Origin of the sequence: Borborobacter arsenicus, assembly GCF_003934165.1 — a bacterium.
GTDB lineage: Bacteria > Pseudomonadota > Alphaproteobacteria > Rhizobiales > Rhizobiaceae > Pseudaminobacter > Pseudaminobacter arsenicus.
Genome location: NZ_ML133513.1, coordinates 1 through 18,221 on the forward strand (window position 1 = coordinate 1; position 18,221 = coordinate 18,221).

An 18,221-nucleotide genomic window follows, 5' to 3' on the forward strand; every position below is an offset into this window, starting at 1 on the left:
ACACGCCTGGCTCGCCCAGACCCTCGAGCGCATTGCCCAGGGCTGGCCGATCTCCCGGATCGACGATCTCATGCCCTGGAACTTCAAAGCCTGAACGGCCGCGGCTACCCGCTTACGCTTGATCTAATGCGAAGCACCTCGGAAGCGGGCCAAGCCTAGTTCGATGCTGCTCTGCGAACACTCGCCGCCAGTCAACGCGCCGATTTTACCGACCTTTCGGATGCGATCGCCGAGCCACGTTTCTACGCCGATACGGATCATCTGAACCGCGCGGGCGTCACCGAGCTTTTTCGCCAGCACCTGCAGAATCTCCTGGCCCCTCCACAGCGTGGTGCGAGCTAGGCGGTCCCTGGATGGCCGACCACGGAATGAGGGCCTGGTTGGCCGCCACCCCAGCAGCACCATCATGCATTCAGCGCCAAAAATCGCGAGCGCGGCCAAGAGGTTGTATCCATGCACTAGCCACGGCTAGTCCGGCATGCACCCGCGGCAGTGAATCGACAGGCTTGCATAGCTCAGTGGTTTCCGGCCGGCACCTGCATCTTATTTGGCGGCGAGGCGTTGCAGGCCCGAAAAGCAGTCATTGATGAAGATCAATTACGGCCCAAACGAGTTACCTTAGTGATTTGAGCTTCGGGCGGAGCACAGCAAGTGGATGACGTGGCTATGAAGGAACAGCAAAAACCCAGGGATCGGTTGCAGCCGGGAGAGCTTCGAATTGAAGCAGATACGCCGCCAGACTTTCGTGTGAGATATTCCCAGCGCATAGGCTGGATGGTCGAGATCGTGTCCAGAGGCGCTTACGAGTGGACACAAAAGAGGACGGATCCATTTCTGTTCGAGAACACTGGCCGCTATATTCGAACCGATTTGGCTGGCGTGAATCTCCTGGTCCATAACGCGCGCGCTGAGGGCCTGAAAATGGAATATATTGGTCCGGAGCGGCTAGTCATATTTTGACGGACCTTCAGTCACAATCACGTCCCGGATGGTGTCGAAGAAGACCAGTGGGTAGAGCGCGTCGAGCGGCCTGTTCTGCCATTCGCCGGCCTCCTCAAGCACCGCATCAGTCACGGCCGAGATCAGGTCGGGCGACACGTCGATGCCATGGAGCTCTTCCAGGTGGCCGCGGATCTCGCGCACCGTCATGCCGCGCGCATACAAGGAGATGATCTTTTCGTCGAACTTCGGGAAGCGGCGCTGGTATTTGGCGATCCGTTTTGGATGGAAGGTGCCGGCCCGATCACGCGGGATCGAAAGCGCCATCTTCGAGGTGCCGATCAGCACCAACGTCTTCGAAACGCCGTTGCGCCGGTTGGCGGGGCCGTCAGCCTCGCGCTCATCATGCAGATGCTCATCCAGCTCGGCGTTCAGAATGCGCTCCGAAAGCGCCTTCTTCAGATCGTCAACGAGGCCGTTCTTGGCGAAGTCCTCGTTCGGATCGCGTCCCGCAAGCACCGATCCAGCAGTTCCTTCTCAATGGCCATGTGATGATTCTCCTTCCATCAATCATGGCCTCACGCACGAAATTCCTGACAGTCCCCTGTCAGGGGGTTCCCATCCAGTGGGTATCGACCGTTGATCTGAGTCAACCCATGGCGGTGGGAATGCTCTATTCTAAATTCTTCCAACAGCAGGCTGAAAGCATTTGGAGTTAGCCTCATGCTGCGAAGTTGCCCTGTCGGCTCGGTGTCTGCCGCAGCTCGCAAAGTTTCGGTTCCAGTAACGCTTACCCTAGCGTTTGGCCTTGCCTTTTTTACCCTGATTTTTGCGGGCTGGGCGGAGGCCGTGCATTGCAAGAGTTCGCCAGTGGCTGGGTTGGACTGGAGCCATTGCAATAAGAGCCGTCTCATGCTCGATGGCAGCAACCTAGAAAGTGCCAACCTTTTTAGCACCGATTTTAGTTTTACTGATCTTCGAGATGCCAATCTCAAGTCAGCGAATCTCGAAAAGGCGACCCTGGTGCGCGCCTGGTTCACCGGCGCAAATGTCGTCATGGCCAACTTCGCCCGGGTTGAAGCGTACCGGGCCAACTTTGCGGAGGTCTCAGCGGAAGGTGCTTCGTTTGCAAGTGCAGAACTACAGCGCGTTGACTTTAGTCGGGCGCGCTTAACCGGGGCCAATTTCGAAAAGACCGAACTCGGGCGCGCCAATTTTGACGAAGCTGTGTTGAGGAACACCCGATTTTCGTTCGCCAATCTTTCACGCGCCGATTTCAGCAGCGCAATTATCAAAGGCCCAATAGAATTCGACCGCGCTTTCCTATTCCTGACCAGGATTGAGGGACTGGACCTCTCGGACGCAAGGGGTCTGCAGCAACCGCAAATCGATGCCGCTTGCGGCGATGTTGCGACGAAGCTGCCGTCTGGATTATCCATTCCAACAACTTGGCCCTGCAGGTTCGATTGAAGCTAAGCACCGCGTCCGCAGCCATCGCCGCGGTTGTGGAGGTTCCCACCAATCTCAGCGCGCTCAGCACCGCGACGTCGACATCGACCGCGCCGGAAATCGCCGAGGTTGCCAACAAGCCCTGTACTCCGACATAAGTAGCTATAACCGCGTGCGCCGTCGCCACGATCGCGAAAAGAATGGCGAAGACCAGCAGCGGACCGAGGTCGAAAGGGCTTCGCGCGGGTGGGACAACATCGCCATCACCACCATGCCGGTGCAGCAGCACCGCTCCGCAAGATCCGAAGCCGAAAGCTGCTGCGAGCGCCGCCGGCCCCATAACGGCAAGGACACCAGGCTGCACGACCGCAACGATGACGATGACGCGTGCGACTGAAGGCGGGAAGGGAAATTCCCGACCTGACCGATGGTCATGGCCCTGCTGCGCGCGGCTGGATGAAGGGAAGCACCGCCAAACGCCGGAAGAACTACCGGCGGCAGCTGGATCCGCAACGAGCGCACGTCCCAGGACCGGGTCATTCTCATTGCGGATCGCGGCAAGTTCTGTGGCCCCGATCCGTCGCTCGCCCTGCACCCCATCAGGTACGTCACGGCGTCGACTATCCCCCATGCGAGATTGCAGCCTAAAGCGCCGATCAGCACGGGTGCGGACATCCTCCCGGCTCGAAGGTCAGCACCATGATCAGCCCGAAAAGGATTTCGCTGGCGCGATCCAGCGGATCGAGGATTCTGCGGGGCACGCTTTTCTCGGCCGTGGCGCTCACGCTTGTTCCGTATGACGCGTGGCTTGTCATGCGGCGGGCGGCAGAGGGAAAAGCATCATGGCGAAGATGGCGTAGACCATCAGGATCATCATGCCGACGAACTATGCGGAGCGTCCGCCACTGGCCATCAGCGTTGCAGCCAGCGTGGCGACCAGCATCGTCCCGATCGCACCCGGCCAGAACTGCAGGCTCATCGGGGCGGGGCCGATGAAATAGCTGAGGATGACGAGCAGCGGCGCGACGAACAGCGCTATCTGCGAGGCGCTTCCGAGCGCGATGCTGACGCTGAGGTCGAGCCGGTTGCGGGCGGCGCTTTCGTGTGCTGAACATCGTCGATGACGTGACCCGGGAGTGTCTGGCCGCGATCCCGGACACTTCGATCTCCGGTCGTCGGGTGGCACGTGAGCTAACCGATCTGATCGGTCGTCGCGGCAAGCCGGACATGATCGTTTCCGACCACGGCACCGAGTTCACCTCGAACGCGATCCTCGCCTGGTCGAAGGATCATCGCGTCGAGTGGCACTACATCGCGCCGGGCAAGCCGATGCAGAATGGCTATGTCGAATCCTTCAACGGCAGGATTCGCGACGAGCTTTTGAACGAAAGCCTGTTTTTCGGCCTCGACCACGCCCGAAGCGCCATCGCCGAATGGAGGGAGGATTTCAACAATGCGAGGCCACATTCCTCGCTCGGCTACCAGACCCCGGTGGCTTTCGCCGGAACTCTCACCGCAACCGTCTTCGGCGCTTCGCTCGATAAGGGCTTCGCGTCTCCACCGGTTGCTCGACCCGCGCCCTGCGGCGTAACAGAAACGGCCGAGGCTCTAACCGCCGCTGGATGAAAGTTCAGTGGCAGGTCACCATGAGCGAAATCGAATTGAAGTTCGCGCTCGATGAAACGAGTTTGAGGGAGCTTGAGATCCGTTTGAAAGTGTTGAACCTTGCAAGCAGTGCTCCCAAAACAAAAACACTCAGTAGCATTTATCTGGATACGCCTGACTACGTCTTGAGGAAGGTTGGGATGAGCGACAAAAGGTGCGAAATGCCATTCAACCGGCCGAGGCGCTTATCCATTCCAACAACTTGGCCCTGCAGGTACGATTGAAGTTATCAGTTAATTACGAGGCCGAAGTAATCTGACTACAACGAACTGCTCCCTATCGCTATTCGGCGTGCTGTCGGGGAGGACCCCACCCGCGATTTGCCCATGACACGGATGTTAGAAGCCTGGGGCCAAGGAGAAGACAAACGCCGAGAGGCCGGCGGCAATTCCTGTGGCGACGACTAGCGGCATCCAGAAGCGCACTTTTCCAGAGGCAGCCGCAATGACGAGCCGTGACAGCGCATTGGCTGCAAGGGCGATGAGCACCGCGTCCGCAGCCATCGCCGCGGTTGTGGAGGTTCCCACCAATCTCAGCGCGCTCAGCACCGCGACGTCGACATCGACCGCGCCGGAAATCGCCGAGGTTGCCAACAAGCCCTGTACTCCGACATAAGTAGCTATAACCGCGCTCGCCGTCGCCACGATCGCGAAAAGAATGGCGAAGACCAGCAGCGGACCGAGGTCGAAAGGGCTTCGCGCGGGTGGGACAACATCGCCATCACCACCATGCCGGTGCAGCAGCACCGCTCCGCAAGATCCGAAGCCGAAANACGACTGAGACCATCGCAGCAAGCGCAGCCGCGCCTGCAAGTGAAAATGGATTCTCGCCCGATTTCGCATTGCGAGCAAGCGAGACTGTGACTGCAGTCGACGAGATCACAGCTCCCGTCAGGGCGCTGACCATAAGGCCGCGCGTAGCGCCGAACAGGCGCACGGCGATGTATCCCAAAAATGAGATCGCTGCGGTCAGGACCGTGAAGAACCATATCTCCCAAGGGTTGAGCCCACCCCAAGGGTCGAGGGCTCGGTTAGGTAAAAGTGGCAATACGATCACCGTCATTACCGAAAGGCTTAGGGCCGAGCGCAGCTCGAGCCACGACAGCCGCGTCAGCAGCTTATGGAGGACTTCTCGGCTGGCGAGCAGGGCGGCGACGGCCGCCCCAGCTCCAGCCGCAGCTTGGAAGTCGCCCACGACTGCCATCGCGCCGAGGGCGAATACGCAGAGCCCCGCGACCACGCCAGTGACACTGAAATCCTCGTCATGAGCTGCCTCGCGCGCCTTGTAGAAGGCGAGGATGGCCGCGAACCCCAGGAAACCTGCAACGAGCACAGCCGGCGCGTGGAAGGTATCGGCGAGTGCCGCGAAAATACCGCCTAGCAGGCCGGAAATCCCATAGGTCCGGATGCCCGCCGTTCGACTTCTATCAGGCGAGTCGCGCTCACGCCATCCACGCTCGACGCCGACCAGCAGGCCGATAGCCAGTGCTAGTCCAAGTCGGGCGAGTAGCGTGTCCATGGCGCAACTACAGGCCGTCGGAACTCGCCGGCCCATACCTTCTTCTCCGCAATCTACATCGCTGCCGTCGTCATCTTCTGGCTCTGATCAATAATTCCTGACTCTAAGTGTCCACAATTTGAATAAGGGCTGGGCTCAGGCCGCCTGTTTCAGATAGCCGACCGGTTGCGAGAAGGTGACCATCTGAGAATCCGGGAGCTTCAGGATTTGCGTCAGACCGGCCTTGTCGGCGCCTCCAACGAGACAGGTGCCGAGTCCGACGGACGCGCAGTTGAGATAGACGTTCTCTGGGATGATCGCCGCGTCCACGTGCGCCGCCTGGATTTGCTCCTCATTGCGCGCCCTATCAGCGATATTGACGAGCACCAGTGGTGCGGTCCCGACAAAGGGCTGCAAGCTTGCCTTGCCGCGGATGTCTTCAGCCAATACGGGCAGAAGCCGATGAGTGGCAGGGTCAAATTTTCCGACCCCACCAACGTCGGCGACATAAATGTCCGCTTCCATCGAGGTATGCCAGGAGGAAGCAGTATGTCCGGCGCTCTCCGGACGATTGATGCCGAACCATAGCAACGTCGAGAGCGTCGCGGCATCGATCGACTGGTCGGAATAGAGCCGCGTCGAACGTCGGCGCGACAAGGCGTCGATCAGGCTTCCGTCTGCAGTCGTCGCGGCCGGAGGCAGCCCAGAGCCACCGGCAAGGCTGGCACGAGAAACCAACCCGCTAGCAAGAGTAGCGGAGGCCAGGAACAGTCGTCTCGTTAAACCTTGCATTGAACATCTTTCAATTTCGGCTCAGGAGGACATTTTCTGACGGCCGGCACCGATGTCATTGACACGCATCAATCTCGGCGACTGCCGAAACGATGAGACGATAACCGCGTGTTCAAACTAGCGTGACGATCTATCCGGTGCGGGCGACCGCAAGCAGGGACAGGGGAAAACGTGCGGCTGGATCGCTGGTCGACCCGGCCGACCGGAATACTTCCGCATCACATGTGCTTTGGCTAGTGATCAAAGAGATCGGGTATTTCAGCGTGCCATCAAGATCGGGATTGGTGGCTCACCGAGCATTGAACTGGTGACACCGCCAAAGATTTTCTGCCGCAGCCTGGAGTGGCCGTATGCGCCCATGACCAGGAGTTCGGCGGCCATGTCAGCAGCGTGCTGGCGAAGGACCGATGCAACCGCTTTGCCTTGGCTGGGCAAGCGATCGACCGTGACCTTGACGCCATGGCGAGCCAGGAAGGTCGCCATATCCGCGCCCGGTTCGGCGCCATGAGCGTCCTCGCCCTCAGTCGGATCGACGAGCACCAGTCGAACTTCTTCGGCGACGGTCAGCAAGTCCAGCGACTGCGCGACGGCTTGGGACGCCTCGACGCGGGAATCCCAGGCGACCATGATCCGCTTGGGCTTCAGCGTCGCGGTAGCGCCGTCCGGAATCAGCAGCAGCGGCTTTCCCGAATGGAATAGCGCGCCTTCGACCACCTTTTCCTTCAGCGTGTCATGGGACAGCATGTCAGGTCCGAGCAAAGTGATGTCGGCATAGCGTGCGCGTCGGCCGATCGCTTCGTCAGACCACGTGATTTCCTGATATTCGCTCGAGATGTCGGTTGAGACGCGGCTTGAGGCTAGCCACGTTGATACTGCATCGCTACGCTCCTTGAGCTTCGCAAGATCGGCTTGCCGTTCTTGAAGCCAAATATCTGACACTACGGCCGCGTATTCGCCTATCGGCGGCGGTGCGGCAAGAGCGACGATCAACACGGCAAGATGTGCCTCGATTTCCTCGCAAAGCGTGGCCGCCAATTTCAGGTCGGCCTCCCCGAGGTCGGGGCTTGTCACGGTGAGCACTGTCTTGATCGTCATTGGCCTACCCCATGCTGCGGTTGAGTATTCTTACTAACACATACGCCGATGCAGTCTTTGAGTTGCATCAAATCGGTACCCAAGCCTGTCTACTCATCTTCCTTGATTTCACGCCCAGACAACTGTTCTATCCAGATACGGAAGAACACGTGATCGGAATGATCAGAAAGGGGCGGGGTCACTAGCTTGAGGGATCCAGGTTCCCACCAGTCGAAATGCCGGCTGAGCAGCGACCAGGCATGATCCCTTTCGCGTATGTGGCCGATCCGGTCCGGCAGCTCTTCGTAACGTCCGTCGACAATGACGCTTTTCCATTCCCGTCCTTGCACATGCTCCTCGACGAGGACTGACACTCGCGGATTGAGCCTCATCCACTCGATTTTCTTGCCAACCATGGAAAAGGCGTAGAGATAATTGTCGTCATGGGCGAAATAGAATGGCACGACATAAGGACGCCCGTCCTTGGCGCACCCTAAGCGTCCAAGGCGGTTCAGGTTCAACACCTCAGTGCATTCGAGCGTGCTCAGCGAACGGATGCGCATTTGCTCGACCTCCATAACCTACGTGAGATAACTGGCTCCTTCGGGAACGTGCCGCGTTGATCGGCATCAATTCAGCCGCCGAGAGAGGAGCATCCTGCAAGGTCTCTCGGCATCGACGACATCCCACCGGAAGCGCTTCAACGGCCTTACCTTGCCGCTTACAATGCATACGATGTCGCGAGCTTTGAAGGCGGCGGCAAGCACGGCATCTTCATGCGGATCGACGACAGCTCTCGGGGACTGGCGCATCCCCCTGCCGGGCACACGCGCGCCGAGCCTCGACCAGGATCGGCGCGCGTGTGCCTACCGCTCGCCGTCGTGCCCGGCGCTTGCGAACCGTGAGGCCTTCCTCCCGGTAGAGCCGATAGATGCGGTTGATTCCAGATGGCTCACCCTCCCGCCGCAGCAGGATGAACAACCGCCGATAGCCGAAGCGCCGGCGCTCATTGGCAAGGTCGCGTAGCCGGCCGCGCAGTTCGGTCTCTGGCGGACGCCAGGACTGGTAGCGGATCATCTTGCGATCGGCATTGACGAAGGAACAGGCCCGACGCTCCGACAGGCCCATCGCGGCCTGCAGATGCGCGACGGCTTCGCGCTTGGCGGCGGACCATACATTTTTTGACAGAAGCTCGCGCAGCGCCGAGGCTTCCAGCATCTGGTCGGCGAGCAGCTTCTTCAGCTTCGCATTCTCGTCTTCCAGCGCCTTCAGGCGTTTGGCATCCGATACGTCCATCCCGCCATACTTCGCCTTCCAGTTATAAAGGGTCGCCTCGCTGACCCCGTGCTTGCGGGCCAGATCGGCCGCCTTCGCGCCCGCCTCGTGCTCCCGCAAAACCGTGATGATCTGTTCTTCCGTAAATCGCTTCCGCTTCATCTGTCGGTCCTTCAGTCGAGGTCGGACTCTAACTCTAAGTGGAGGATAAACTCAGTGGCAGGTCACATTGACGACAACGATGCTTCCATCCTTCAGTACTACGGTGACGATCCCTGTGTAGGGGCGATCGGCTGCTTGGGCCATCTGACCGCGGGCCCTCGATACCATCGGCCTCCTGCACCGATTTTGCGAGCGAGCATCTTTGAGCTGGCTCGCCGCAACGTTTTTTGTGGGATTTGATCCTCATCAATGAGACGAATTGGCGGAAGGGGTTTGCTGAAGTCCTTGTCGGATCAGACAGACCAGGTGAAGCGGCGCGAACGAGACGTTCGAAAGCACTATCGGCGTTGCGATGAACCGAGATTGGCAATGACGTCCGGCAGGCGGTCCGCCGTCCTCCGGCTTTGAGTTCCTCTGGGGTAGCTCAGAGGCGTAAGAGGGGGGAGCCACGGCGTTCTGCAGAAACGTCAAACGCAAGGAGATCAGCCATGGCCGAAGCCACAACCAAACTTCCTATCGAGAAATCTCCGTCCCCGACCGAGGCCGCAGAGTGGACACCGTTCGAGAGCCTCCGCCGGGAGGTGGACCGTCTGTTCGATGACTTCCGCCCATTCAGCTGGCGCCTACCGTCGAGAGTATTCGGCCTCGAAGCGCCTCGCATCCGCGCACAGTGGCAGCTCGCGCCAGCCGTGGACCTGGTCGAGAAGGACACCGGCTACGAGATCACCGCCGAGCTTCCCGGCATCGATGAAAAAAACATCGAGATCAAGCTTTCCAACCACACGCTGACTATCAAGGGGGAGAAGAGCGAAGAGAAGGAAGAAAAGCAGAAGGACTATTACCTGTCCGAGCGGCGCTACGGCTTGTTCCAGAGGAGCTTCCAGCTTCCGGAAGGCATTGATGTCGACAAGATCGAGGCGACCTTCACCAAAGGCGTGCTGACGGTGAACCTGCCCAAGAGTGCCGAGGCGAAGAATGCGGAAAAGAAGATCTCGGTCAAGTCGGCGTGAGCAACTCATGGCATCGAGGCGTATGACGCGCTGGTGCCATGAGCTTTCGTCGCGAGTGCTTTCTTTCGGAGTTCCTGCGAGGGGCCCTGTTTCCAATCGGATCGGTAACGATCCAGAGCCATGGAGAAATCGCATGGTTGGCACATCGATTCCCAATTTCACGCATGCAGCGCAACAGGCGCAGCAGTGGGTCAACGAACTCGCCGGCGGCCTGAACTGGGATGAGCGGCGCTCGTATCACCTCTTGCGTTGCGTCCTGCAGGCGCTCCGGGACTGGCTGCCGCAGCAAGAGATGGCCGACCTGTCGGCGCAGCTTCCCGCCCTCATCCGCGGCATCTATTTCGAGGGCTGGAAGCCGCTGGAAACGCCGGTTTGGGATCGCAGCAAGGAAGAGTTCATCGCGCGCATCCAGGAAGCCTTCTCCGACGACCTGCTGAACGACCCCGATGCGGCCGTGACGGCCGTCTTCCGGCTGCTTGATCGCCATGTCTCCCCCGGCGAGATCGAAGATGTCAGGAACTCGATGAAGAAGACGCTGCGCGATCTGTGGCCGGCGGACTGACGCAATGTTCCGTGACCGGCAGGATGCGGGGCGCAAGCTGGCGGGCGAACTGGAGAAGCTCGGCCTTGCCGATCCCGTCGTGCTGGCGCTGCCACGCGGCGGCGTGCCAGTCGCTGCCGAGATCGCCAGGGCATTGAAGGCTCCGCTCGACCTGGTCATTGTGCGCAAGGTCGGTGCGCCGGGAAACCCGGAACTGGCGGTCGCGGCCATCGTCGACGGCGACCCTCCGGATGTCGTTCTCAATCGTGAGATCGTGGAAGCTTACGAGCTCGATGATGCCGCGCTGCGCGATCTTGTTGCTCGCGCGCGTCCTGAACTGGAGCGCCGGCGGCGCGTATACCGGGCAGGGCGACCGCTTGTTCCGATCGCCGGCAAGACAGCCCTCCTCGTCGACGACGGTGCGGCCACGGGGACCACGATGAAGGTGGCGATCCGCGCCCTGCAGCGGCGATCGCCCCGGGAGATCGTCGTAGCTCTTCCTGTCGCGCCGCCTGAGACCATCGAGGAACTGGCTTGCGAGGCGGACCGGGTCGTCTGTCTGAGCCAGCCTGCCCGCTTTTTCGCGCTGACATACCATTACCGGGACTTTCCCCAGCTCACCGATGAAACGATGATCGCAATGCTTCCACCTCCGCAACGCAGAGCGAAGGGATCTTCGCCGACCCCCGGGTCGCTATAAGGAACCTGGATGACATCGCGGGATGCCAGCCACTGGAAGTTCCCAAGCCGGGACAAGGCGAGAACGAAGTAGACGGTTTTGGAGCTAGGCTTTCAGTCCATCGCTTCGTAACTCGACAAATTTGCGGCACTCTACCAACTTTTATTCACACCTCTTCAGATATATCCTTGATGGCCAACAACGTCGTGGCCTTGCGGAGCGGGCATACATTGCGGTTCGCAATTGCTGGCGACGTGGCAGACCTGTCTGCTACGATCTGGACGGGAGAGGCTATGCCAGCCCAAGAGATGCCTGGACTAAAAGGGCGCTTTCTTCACGCGGTCCTCTCGCGCCGCTTTGAAGGGTGGATTGGCTATCTCCTGGCGGCAGCGGCGGTTGCCATCGCCTTTCTCATCAGGTTTCCACTGCAGGGTTCCCTCGGAAATGCCGCCGTCTTCATTCTTTTCGTTCCCGCCGTCCTCGCAGCGGCGATTACAGGCGGCATCGGTCCGGGATTGTTCGCGTTCATCCTCGCGCTGGCGAGCGCCTTCTATCTTGTCGGCACCGATCCTACGTTTTGGCTGCAGGTCGCGGTTTTCACTCTCGTCAGCCTGGTGATCGCCTGGATGGGCGAGATGCTGCACCAAGCGCGCCGAGCCCTCGACAAAACAGAAGATATTTTGAGGGCCAGCGAGGCGCATTTGCGTTCGATCCTCGACACCGTTCCCGACGCGACAGTGGTGATTGACGAGCAGGGGCTAATCACATCCTTCAGCGCGGTCGCGGTTCGGCTATTCGGATACACGGAAGGGGAAGTCAGCGGATCCAATGTAAATATATTGATGCCCGAACCATACCATAGCGAGCATGAGGGTTATCTGAACCGATACCTAACCACCGGAGAGAAACGAATAATCGGCATTGATCGCGTTGTCGTGGGCCGAAGGAAGGATGGTTCGACATTTCCAATGAAACTCGCAGTCGGCGAAATGCGGTCCGGGGGTCGAACCTTCTTTACCGGGTTCATCCGCGACCTCACTGAGCGCCAACAGTCCGAGGAGCGTCTTCAAGGGGTTCAGAACGAACTGGCAAGGCTCGCTCGCCTGAGCGAGCTTGGGGAGATGGCGTCCATGCTGGCTCACGAACTCAATCAGCCACTGGCAGCAATCGCTAATTATACGCAAGGTTGCGTGCGGCTTTTGGACCGGCCGACCGGGGCCTCATCCGATCAGATGAGAAAGGCGCTTGAGGAAACGGCCCGGCAATCTCTGCGTGCGGGCGGCATCATCCGGCATCTGCGCGAGTTCGTCACGCGAGAGGACAGCGAGAGGTCGCTGGTAAATATCCGCAAGCTCATCGAAGAGGCCGGGGCACTGGCTCTCATTGGCTCACGCGAGCAAGGCGTGCGGTCGATATTCAGATTTGCTGCCGATACGGAAGACGTGCTGGTCGATAGGGTCCAGATTCAGCAGGTCATCATCAATCTGATCCGCAACGCCATGGATGCCATGCGCGATGGCGACCGCCGCGAGTTGACCGTGCGGACGAGCAGCGACGGCGACAGCCATGTCATAATTGAGATTGCCGATACGGGATCAGGGATTCCAGACGAAATCGCGGCCCGCCTGTTTGAGCCGTTCGTCACCAGCAAGGCCAATGGCATGGGCATCGGCCTCTCGATCTCCAGGCGCATCGTAAAAGCCCACGGCGGCAGCATATCGGCAAACCGCAACAGCGAAGGCGGAGCGACTTTCCGCATTTCTCTGCCTGTCGTCCCAAGGGAGGCAGACAATGCAGATCGATAATTACACTGTTCACATCGTGGACGACGAGGAAGAGGTACGCAGGTCGCTTGCATTTCTACTGACCGCAACCGGTTTCACAGTACGCGTCCATGACAGCGCGACGAGCTTTCTTGCTGTCGCACCATCAGCCGTCAGCAAGGCGTGTCTGGTTACTGACCTGAGGATGCCGGATATGAATGGGGTTGAACTGCTGGAGAAGCTTAACGAAATGGGTGCGTTGGTGCCGGCGGTTGTCATCACCGGTCACGGAGACGTCCCGATGGCGGTGGCAGCTATGAAGGCGGGTGCGGTCGATTTCATCGAGAAGCCGTTCGAAGACGAAGTCCTGATCAGCTCGATCACACGGGCCGCGGAGAGACTGCACAAGATTGCCGGGTCAGGCGAGGACATTGCAGCGTTGCGGCCCCGGCTCAGCGGGCTGTCGGATAGGGAGCGACAGGTCCTGCACGCCATCGTCGCCGGGCTCCCCAACAAGACGATCGCCTACGACCTCGACATCAGCCCGCGGACTGTGGAAGTCCATCGCGCCAACATCATGTCGAAGATGCGGGCCCGCAGCCTGCCTGAGCTCGTCCGCATGGCGATTGCCCTGGGTCTTGCCGAATAAAGCCATAGCGAGCTCTGATAACGCTTGTGATCGCACTTCGATCATCGCCTGACATCGATTTCTCCTCGCGATTGGTTCCCGTTTGATCCTGCGCAATGCCTCCCACCACCGATCGGCGGATGCTGGCGTCGGCATGCAGGAAAATGAGCGAATGGTTCTGCGTGGCACGAAATTCATCCTGGTCGCCGCGCCGGATGCGAGCTTCAGACATTCGTTAGTGTTCGCATTGGAAAGCGACGACTACAGCGTGCATGCCTTTAGGTATGCAGAAGACGCCTTTGTGTCCGCTTACGTTCATAAAGCTGCGTGTGCCGTCATCGACGACGATGCCGTCAGCGATTGGGATCAAGTCCAGGAGCAGTTCAGCCGGTTCGCGAAGCCCGTCATCCTGCTTGTGGACCAGTTCCGCAAAGCACCGGAGCTACCTGCCATAACGCCCTTGATGAAGCCGTATCTGGGCGCGCCGCTCATCGCGGCGGTGCGGAATGCAATCACCGACCTCGAGTAAGAGCCGCTACGTAGATTCCTCTACGGTTGTCACCGGATTCCAGGCCGCGCCCGTTTGAGCCAAAATGCCTCAATGGCATTGGGAGATCGTCATGGCACTGATTGAGACGTCCCGAACTTCAGCTTACTCCCGCGATCCACGGATCGTTCGCTCAACAGCACCCTCAACACTGGGCAGCTTGCAAGCGGTTGGCTTTTTTCCGGCTGGGGCCGAGATTTATGCTCAAGGTGAAAGAAGCGACAGTCACTACAAGATCGAGTTTGGGGCCGTGCGTGTGTATCGCTTGCTTGCCGACGGCCGCCGCCAGATTTCGGCCTTTCATTTTGCTGGCGAGGTGTTCGGGTTTGAGGCTGATGCCATACATCACTTCTTTGCGGAAGCGATTTGCGCCACGAACATTCGCGTGCTGCGCACATCGTCCCGTCAAAATGAACTTTCCGGCGAATTGCTGTCGATGGCTCTCCAGAGCCTCGTAAGAGCGCAGGAGCATCTTCTGGTGCTGGGGCGTCAAAATGCCATGGAGCGTGTGGCTGCGTTCCTGACGGAAATGTCCGAGCGCCAAGATGACCTGGGCAACATTGAATTGCCGATGTCGCGGATGGATATCGCGGACTATCTCGGACTGACCATCGAGACCGTATCCCGGGTCTTCTCCAGGCTCAGGCAGCAGGGTGTCATCAGACTGACAGGCCTGCGCACCGTGGAGGTGATGAAATGGCAGGCCTTACAGCACATGATCGATTAACAATCATGGATCTGACTCCTCGCGAACCTGTTGCGCCCCTATCCTCCATGTTTACCCGACAGCAGAATTGGCAGCCGATAACCACCGCCCCCCACGGCGCGGACCTGGAACTGGCCGTCATCAACCGCGACGGCATACATGCACTCGTTTTCCCCTGTCGGCGCATGTCAGAAGGCTGGGTGCGTGCGAACACGAGTGACAAGATCGAGGTCTCACCAACGCACTGGCGTGATTGGAACGGTGCCGCCACGTGATCTTGTCTGAAGCTATGCCTCCTTGTTCTCAGGCTCCTTCAAGGCCTCCCTGCGCAGAATTCGTCTGAGTTTTTCTTCCTCGTCTGCAAGCAATTTCATCAGAACCCGGCGCGTCGCCTCGTCTTTCTCTTCGGCCAGACGCTCTTGAAAATGCTCGATATTCAGACGCGCGATCAGCTTGTCCATACTTCAAGCTCTAGGGTGAACGCCATTCGTCGTTCCTATCCAATGCAGGGCGGTGGACACCCCGATGGGTTCCTGTCGGTGCGTGCTGTAGGAGATCTATACGCCTTGCGAAAGGACCGACGCTCGAAAAATAGCATCGGCCGCCAGCCTTCTCAAGGCGAGTGACCGTGGATACGAGTTTTGGCCCTGATGCCATCAACCGTAGACCTGTCGAAAACGCCGCTTTGCCAGCCATGGGTGACCCATCGCCCGATCCAGGAGTTGCGACCTCCTCGCCCGATGCCGCTCGCATGCTCAAGAAGCCGCGCCTTTGCGGCCGATCAATGCCGAAAACGCGCAATTGGGGTACCGAAAGCTATGGCGAGAGCTCTCAGTTCTGAATTGCCCGGCCTCGACGACGCAGAAGCCGATGAGCGGCTGAGATCGGAAGGCTTCAACGAGTTGCCCCGTTCGGGCCATCGAACGCCTCTGGATATTGCAATCGATGTCCTGCGGGAGCCGATGCTCACCCTCTTGCTGGCTGGCGGCGCGGTCTATCTCGTGCTCGGCGACCTGAAAGAGGCCCTTATTCTGATCGTGTTCGCCGGCATGTCCGTGACGATAACGCTGGTGCAGGAGGCGCGAACCGAGCGCGTCCTCGAGGCGTTGCGCGACTTGACCAGTCCGCGGGCCTTGGTCATCCGCGAGGGAGTGAAGAAACGTATCGCCGGGCGTGAAGTCGCGCGCGGAGACATTATCCTGCTGGGCGAAGGGGACCGCGTACCCGCTGATGCCCGCCTGCTGGAAAGCCGCAATCTTCTGGCCGACGAATCGCTGCTCACGGGAGAATCGATGCCTGTGCGCAAGATTGTTGCCGACGCAACCCATACGGCAGGGGCCCGTCCAGGCGGTGATGATCTGCCCTACGTTTACGCCGGCTCGCTGGTGGTCAGCGGCAGCGGTCTCGGAGAGGTGATCGCGACCGGCCCGCGCAGCGAGATCGGGAGGATAGGCCAGTCGCTCCACCAGCTTGAAACCGAGCCGCCACGGCTTCTCGCCCAGACGCGCCGCTTGGTATGGCTCTCGGCCGCCGCGGGCGGCATCGTCAGCACCTTGGCGGTAGTGCTTTACGGACTGCTCCGCGGCGGATGGCTGGACGCTTTCCTGGCTGGAATCACTATCGGCATGTCGATGCTGCCTGAGGAATTCCCGCTGGTGCTGGCTGTCTTCATGGCGATGGGAGCTTGGCGGATCTCCCAAGCGCGCGTCCTTACCCGCCGGGCTACAGCAATCGAGACACTCGGATCAGCGACAGTGTTGTGCACGGACAAGACCGGCACGCTGACCGAAAACCGCATGTCGGTTGCCGTGCTGCGTACCAGGCGCGGGCGTGCCCTGCACGCGCGGGAGAAACCGCACGAACCTTTGGCGGACGAGTTCCGCGAAATGGTCAAATATGGCCTTTTGGCGAGCGAGCCAGAGCCCTTCGACCCGATGGAGAAGGCTTTTCACAATCTTGCGCGCGATCGCATGGCAGGAGCGTCTTTGTCGCCGCACTGGAAACTGGTGCGCACCTATGGGCTCCGGCCGGAGCTTCTCGCAGTGACAAACGTGTGGGCACTTGCCGATGGGAACTCCAACGTCTTCGGCGCTGCCAAGGGAGCGCCCGAGACCATCGCCGAACTCTGCCGCCTCGGACCAAAAGAGGTGTCTGGCGTGAAGGAAGCGGTTGAGACCATGGCGGCTGATGGGTTGCGGGTCCTGGGCGTGGCAAAAGTCAGCTGTCCGAAAGCCGCCCTGCCAGAGTCTCCGCGGGATTTAAGCTTCGAGTTCCTCGGCCTCGTCGGCCTTGCCGACCCCGTGCGCCCCAGCGTCCCCGCAGCGGTGCGCCAATGCCGTTCGGCCGGCATCCGAATTCTCATGGTCACTGGCGACTACCCGGCGACCGCCATCGCCATCGCTCGTCAGGCTGGGCTCGACGCCGAGGAAGTGCTTACGGGGCGTGACCTCGAATCCATCGACGATGCCGGATTGATGCGCCTCCTGCGCAACACGAGCACATTTGCAAGGACCATGCCTGAGCAGAAACTGCGCATCGTTCAGGCGCTCAAGGCCGACGGCCATATCGTCGCGATGACCGGAGACGGCGTCAACGACGCGCCATCGCTGAAGGCAGCCAATATCGGCATTGCCATGGGTGGCCGCGGCACAGACGTCGCGCGGGAAGCCTCGTCCCTCGTGCTTCTCGACGATGACTTCGGCTCCATCGTGAAAGCAGTCCGTTTGGGCAGGCGCATCTACGACAATCTCCGCAAAGCGATGGGCTTCATCTTTGCCGTCCACGTGCCTATTGCCGGGTTGGCGCTGCTACGTCTGATTTTCGGGCTGCCCATTATCTTCACCCCGATCCACATCGCCTTTCTGGAGATGATCATCGACCCGGTCTGCTCGTTGGCTTTCGAGGCTGAAACGGAAGAAAAGGACGTGATGGACCGACATCCACGGCCTCCGAACGATCGGCTGTTTTCGCCGGCTTTGATCGGATGGAGCCTGCTGCAGGGCACGCTGGTCCTCGTGCTCGTCGCCGGCATCTTCGTGTCGACGCTGCAGATTGGCATGCCAGAAGACGAAGCGCGCGCAGTCGCCTTCTTGTCCCTGGTGGTTTCAATCGTCAGTCTGATTCTGATCAACCGATCCTTCAGCGCCTCGTTGATCACCGCTTTCCGCAGCCCCAATCCCATGCTGGCCTGGATCGTGCTCGCAGTCGCCGCGATCATGACGCTGAGTCTGTCCATTCCCTCGCTGAGCGCGCTGTTCCGTTTCGCGCCCTTACAGTGGGACAACGTAACCTTGGCTGTCGTGACCGGGTTGATCGCACTCGTCATGCTTGAGTTGCTCAAGCCTGTGTGGAGCGAGCGCCTGCGTTCATAGAATCCGGCACCTCACCAGAATCGGTCAGGGGCCTCGGTTCCTATCTGATTTGACCCGGATCAAGGACCAGCACACCTGTCCCGTGGATGTTATCTACAGGCGGGCGGAGTCGAGCAGCGAGGT

Annotated in this window: 16 protein-coding genes and 7 pseudogenes; 12 read left to right on the forward strand and 11 right to left on the reverse strand. The window is 59.8% G+C overall.

Annotated features, from left to right (window positions below):
- Positions 1 to 94: transposase domain-containing protein (locus EET67_RS06320; protein WP_133308878.1), on the forward strand; the 94-nt coding region annotated here is incomplete at its 5' end.
- A gap of 29 nt (positions 95 to 123) precedes the next feature.
- On the opposite strand, the gene EET67_RS06325 is transcribed toward EET67_RS06320, so the two are convergent.
- Positions 124 to 441 carry a hypothetical protein gene (locus tag EET67_RS06325; protein WP_128625386.1) on the reverse strand — a complete coding sequence of 106 codons (318 nt, stop codon included), beginning with the start codon at positions 439 to 441 and terminating at the stop codon, positions 124 to 126.
- Between the two features lie 210 nt (positions 442 to 651).
- Between EET67_RS06325 and EET67_RS06330 the strand changes: the two genes are divergently transcribed.
- Positions 652 to 960, forward strand: coding sequence for a hypothetical protein (locus EET67_RS06330; RefSeq protein ID WP_165899805.1), 309 nt, complete (start codon positions 652 to 654; stop codon positions 958 to 960).
- A gap of 3 nt (positions 961 to 963) precedes the next feature.
- Here the strand turns inward: EET67_RS06330 and EET67_RS06335 are convergent.
- Positions 964 to 1,487, reverse strand: a pseudogene (locus EET67_RS06335) (transposase); the annotation flags it as partial.
- Between the two features lie 175 nt (positions 1,488 to 1,662).
- Here EET67_RS06335 and EET67_RS06340 point away from each other — a divergent pair.
- Complete coding sequence (locus EET67_RS06340) at positions 1,663 to 2,409, forward strand: pentapeptide repeat-containing protein (RefSeq protein ID WP_128625388.1); 747 nt, start codon at positions 1,663 to 1,665, stop codon at positions 2,407 to 2,409.
- A 64-nt stretch (positions 2,410 to 2,473) separates the two neighbouring features.
- Here EET67_RS06340 and EET67_RS26485 read toward each other — a convergent pair.
- Positions 2,474 to 3,019: pseudogene (locus tag EET67_RS26485) on the reverse strand (DUF4010 domain-containing protein); the annotation flags it as partial.
- A 180-nt stretch (positions 3,020 to 3,199) separates the two neighbouring features.
- Positions 3,200 to 3,484 (reverse strand): annotated as a pseudogene (locus tag EET67_RS26000) (calcium/proton exchanger); the annotation flags it as partial.
- On the opposite strand from EET67_RS26000, the pseudogene EET67_RS06355 reads away from it, so the two are divergent.
- Positions 3,478 to 4,014 (forward strand): annotated as a pseudogene (locus EET67_RS06355) (integrase core domain-containing protein); the annotation flags it as partial. The pseudogenes EET67_RS26000 and EET67_RS06355 overlap by 7 nt on opposite strands.
- A gap of 377 nt (positions 4,015 to 4,391) precedes the next feature.
- Here EET67_RS06355 and EET67_RS26005 read toward each other — a convergent pair.
- The 6 genes and pseudogenes from EET67_RS26005 to EET67_RS06380 form a co-directional block, all read right to left on the reverse strand.
- Positions 4,392 to 4,824: pseudogene (locus EET67_RS26005) on the reverse strand (DUF4010 domain-containing protein); the annotation flags it as partial.
- A gap of 1 nt (position 4,825) precedes the next feature.
- Positions 4,826 to 5,607: pseudogene (locus EET67_RS26010) on the reverse strand (MgtC/SapB family protein); the annotation flags it as partial.
- 99 nt (positions 5,608 to 5,706) lie between these two features.
- Positions 5,707 to 6,342 (reverse strand): nitroreductase family protein, encoded by a 636-nt coding sequence (locus EET67_RS06365; RefSeq protein WP_128625389.1) that lies wholly within the window; start codon positions 6,340 to 6,342, stop codon positions 5,707 to 5,709.
- 258 nt (positions 6,343 to 6,600) lie between these two features.
- The gene (locus EET67_RS06370) at positions 6,601 to 7,437 is read right to left on the reverse strand and encodes a universal stress protein (protein ID WP_128625390.1); all 837 of its coding nucleotides are present in this window, start codon (positions 7,435 to 7,437) and stop codon (positions 6,601 to 6,603) included.
- A gap of 89 nt (positions 7,438 to 7,526) precedes the next feature.
- Positions 7,527 to 7,979 (reverse strand): pyridoxamine 5'-phosphate oxidase family protein, encoded by a 453-nt coding sequence (locus EET67_RS06375; protein ID WP_128625391.1) that lies wholly within the window; start codon positions 7,977 to 7,979, stop codon positions 7,527 to 7,529.
- Between the two features lie 271 nt (positions 7,980 to 8,250).
- Positions 8,251 to 8,853: pseudogene (locus EET67_RS06380) on the reverse strand (transposase); the annotation flags it as partial.
- Positions 8,854 to 9,341: 488 nt separating this feature from the next.
- Here EET67_RS06380 and EET67_RS06385 point away from each other — a divergent pair.
- The 7 genes from EET67_RS06385 to EET67_RS06415 all read left to right on the forward strand — a co-directional run bounded on the left by EET67_RS06385 (position 9,342) and on the right by EET67_RS06415 (position 14,748).
- Positions 9,342 to 9,863, forward strand: coding sequence for an Hsp20/alpha crystallin family protein (locus tag EET67_RS06385; protein ID WP_128625392.1), 522 nt, complete (start codon positions 9,342 to 9,344; stop codon positions 9,861 to 9,863).
- Between the two features lie 133 nt (positions 9,864 to 9,996).
- Positions 9,997 to 10,425, forward strand: a complete 429-nt coding sequence (locus EET67_RS06390; protein WP_128625393.1) for a DUF2267 domain-containing protein — start codon at positions 9,997 to 9,999, stop codon at positions 10,423 to 10,425.
- A 4-nt stretch (positions 10,426 to 10,429) separates the two neighbouring features.
- A complete protein-coding gene (locus EET67_RS06395; protein WP_128625394.1) occupies positions 10,430 to 11,104 on the forward strand; it encodes a phosphoribosyltransferase in 675 nt (224 codons plus the stop codon).
- Positions 11,105 to 11,376: 272 nt separating this feature from the next.
- Positions 11,377 to 12,888, forward strand: coding sequence for a PAS domain-containing sensor histidine kinase (locus EET67_RS06400; RefSeq protein WP_128625395.1), 1,512 nt, complete (start codon positions 11,377 to 11,379; stop codon positions 12,886 to 12,888).
- A complete protein-coding gene (fixJ, locus tag EET67_RS06405; RefSeq protein WP_165899812.1) occupies positions 12,881 to 13,495 on the forward strand; it encodes a response regulator FixJ in 615 nt (204 codons plus the stop codon). Before EET67_RS06400 ends, fixJ begins: the two co-directional genes overlap by 8 nt.
- A gap of 151 nt (positions 13,496 to 13,646) precedes the next feature.
- A complete protein-coding gene (locus EET67_RS06410; protein ID WP_128625397.1) occupies positions 13,647 to 14,003 on the forward strand; it encodes a response regulator transcription factor in 357 nt (118 codons plus the stop codon).
- Positions 14,004 to 14,103: 100 nt separating this feature from the next.
- Positions 14,104 to 14,748 carry a helix-turn-helix domain-containing protein gene (locus EET67_RS06415; RefSeq protein ID WP_425359511.1) on the forward strand — a complete coding sequence of 215 codons (645 nt, stop codon included), beginning with the start codon at positions 14,104 to 14,106 and terminating at the stop codon, positions 14,746 to 14,748.
- Between the two features lie 266 nt (positions 14,749 to 15,014).
- On the opposite strand, the gene EET67_RS25575 is transcribed toward EET67_RS06415, so the two are convergent.
- Positions 15,015 to 15,188 carry a hypothetical protein gene (locus EET67_RS25575; RefSeq protein WP_165899807.1) on the reverse strand — a complete coding sequence of 58 codons (174 nt, stop codon included), beginning with the start codon at positions 15,186 to 15,188 and terminating at the stop codon, positions 15,015 to 15,017.
- A 357-nt stretch (positions 15,189 to 15,545) separates the two neighbouring features.
- On the opposite strand from EET67_RS25575, the gene EET67_RS06425 reads away from it, so the two are divergent.
- Positions 15,546 to 18,098, forward strand: coding sequence for a cation-translocating P-type ATPase (locus EET67_RS06425; RefSeq protein ID WP_128625399.1), 2,553 nt, complete (start codon positions 15,546 to 15,548; stop codon positions 18,096 to 18,098).
- Positions 18,099 to 18,221 lie beyond the last annotated feature (123 nt).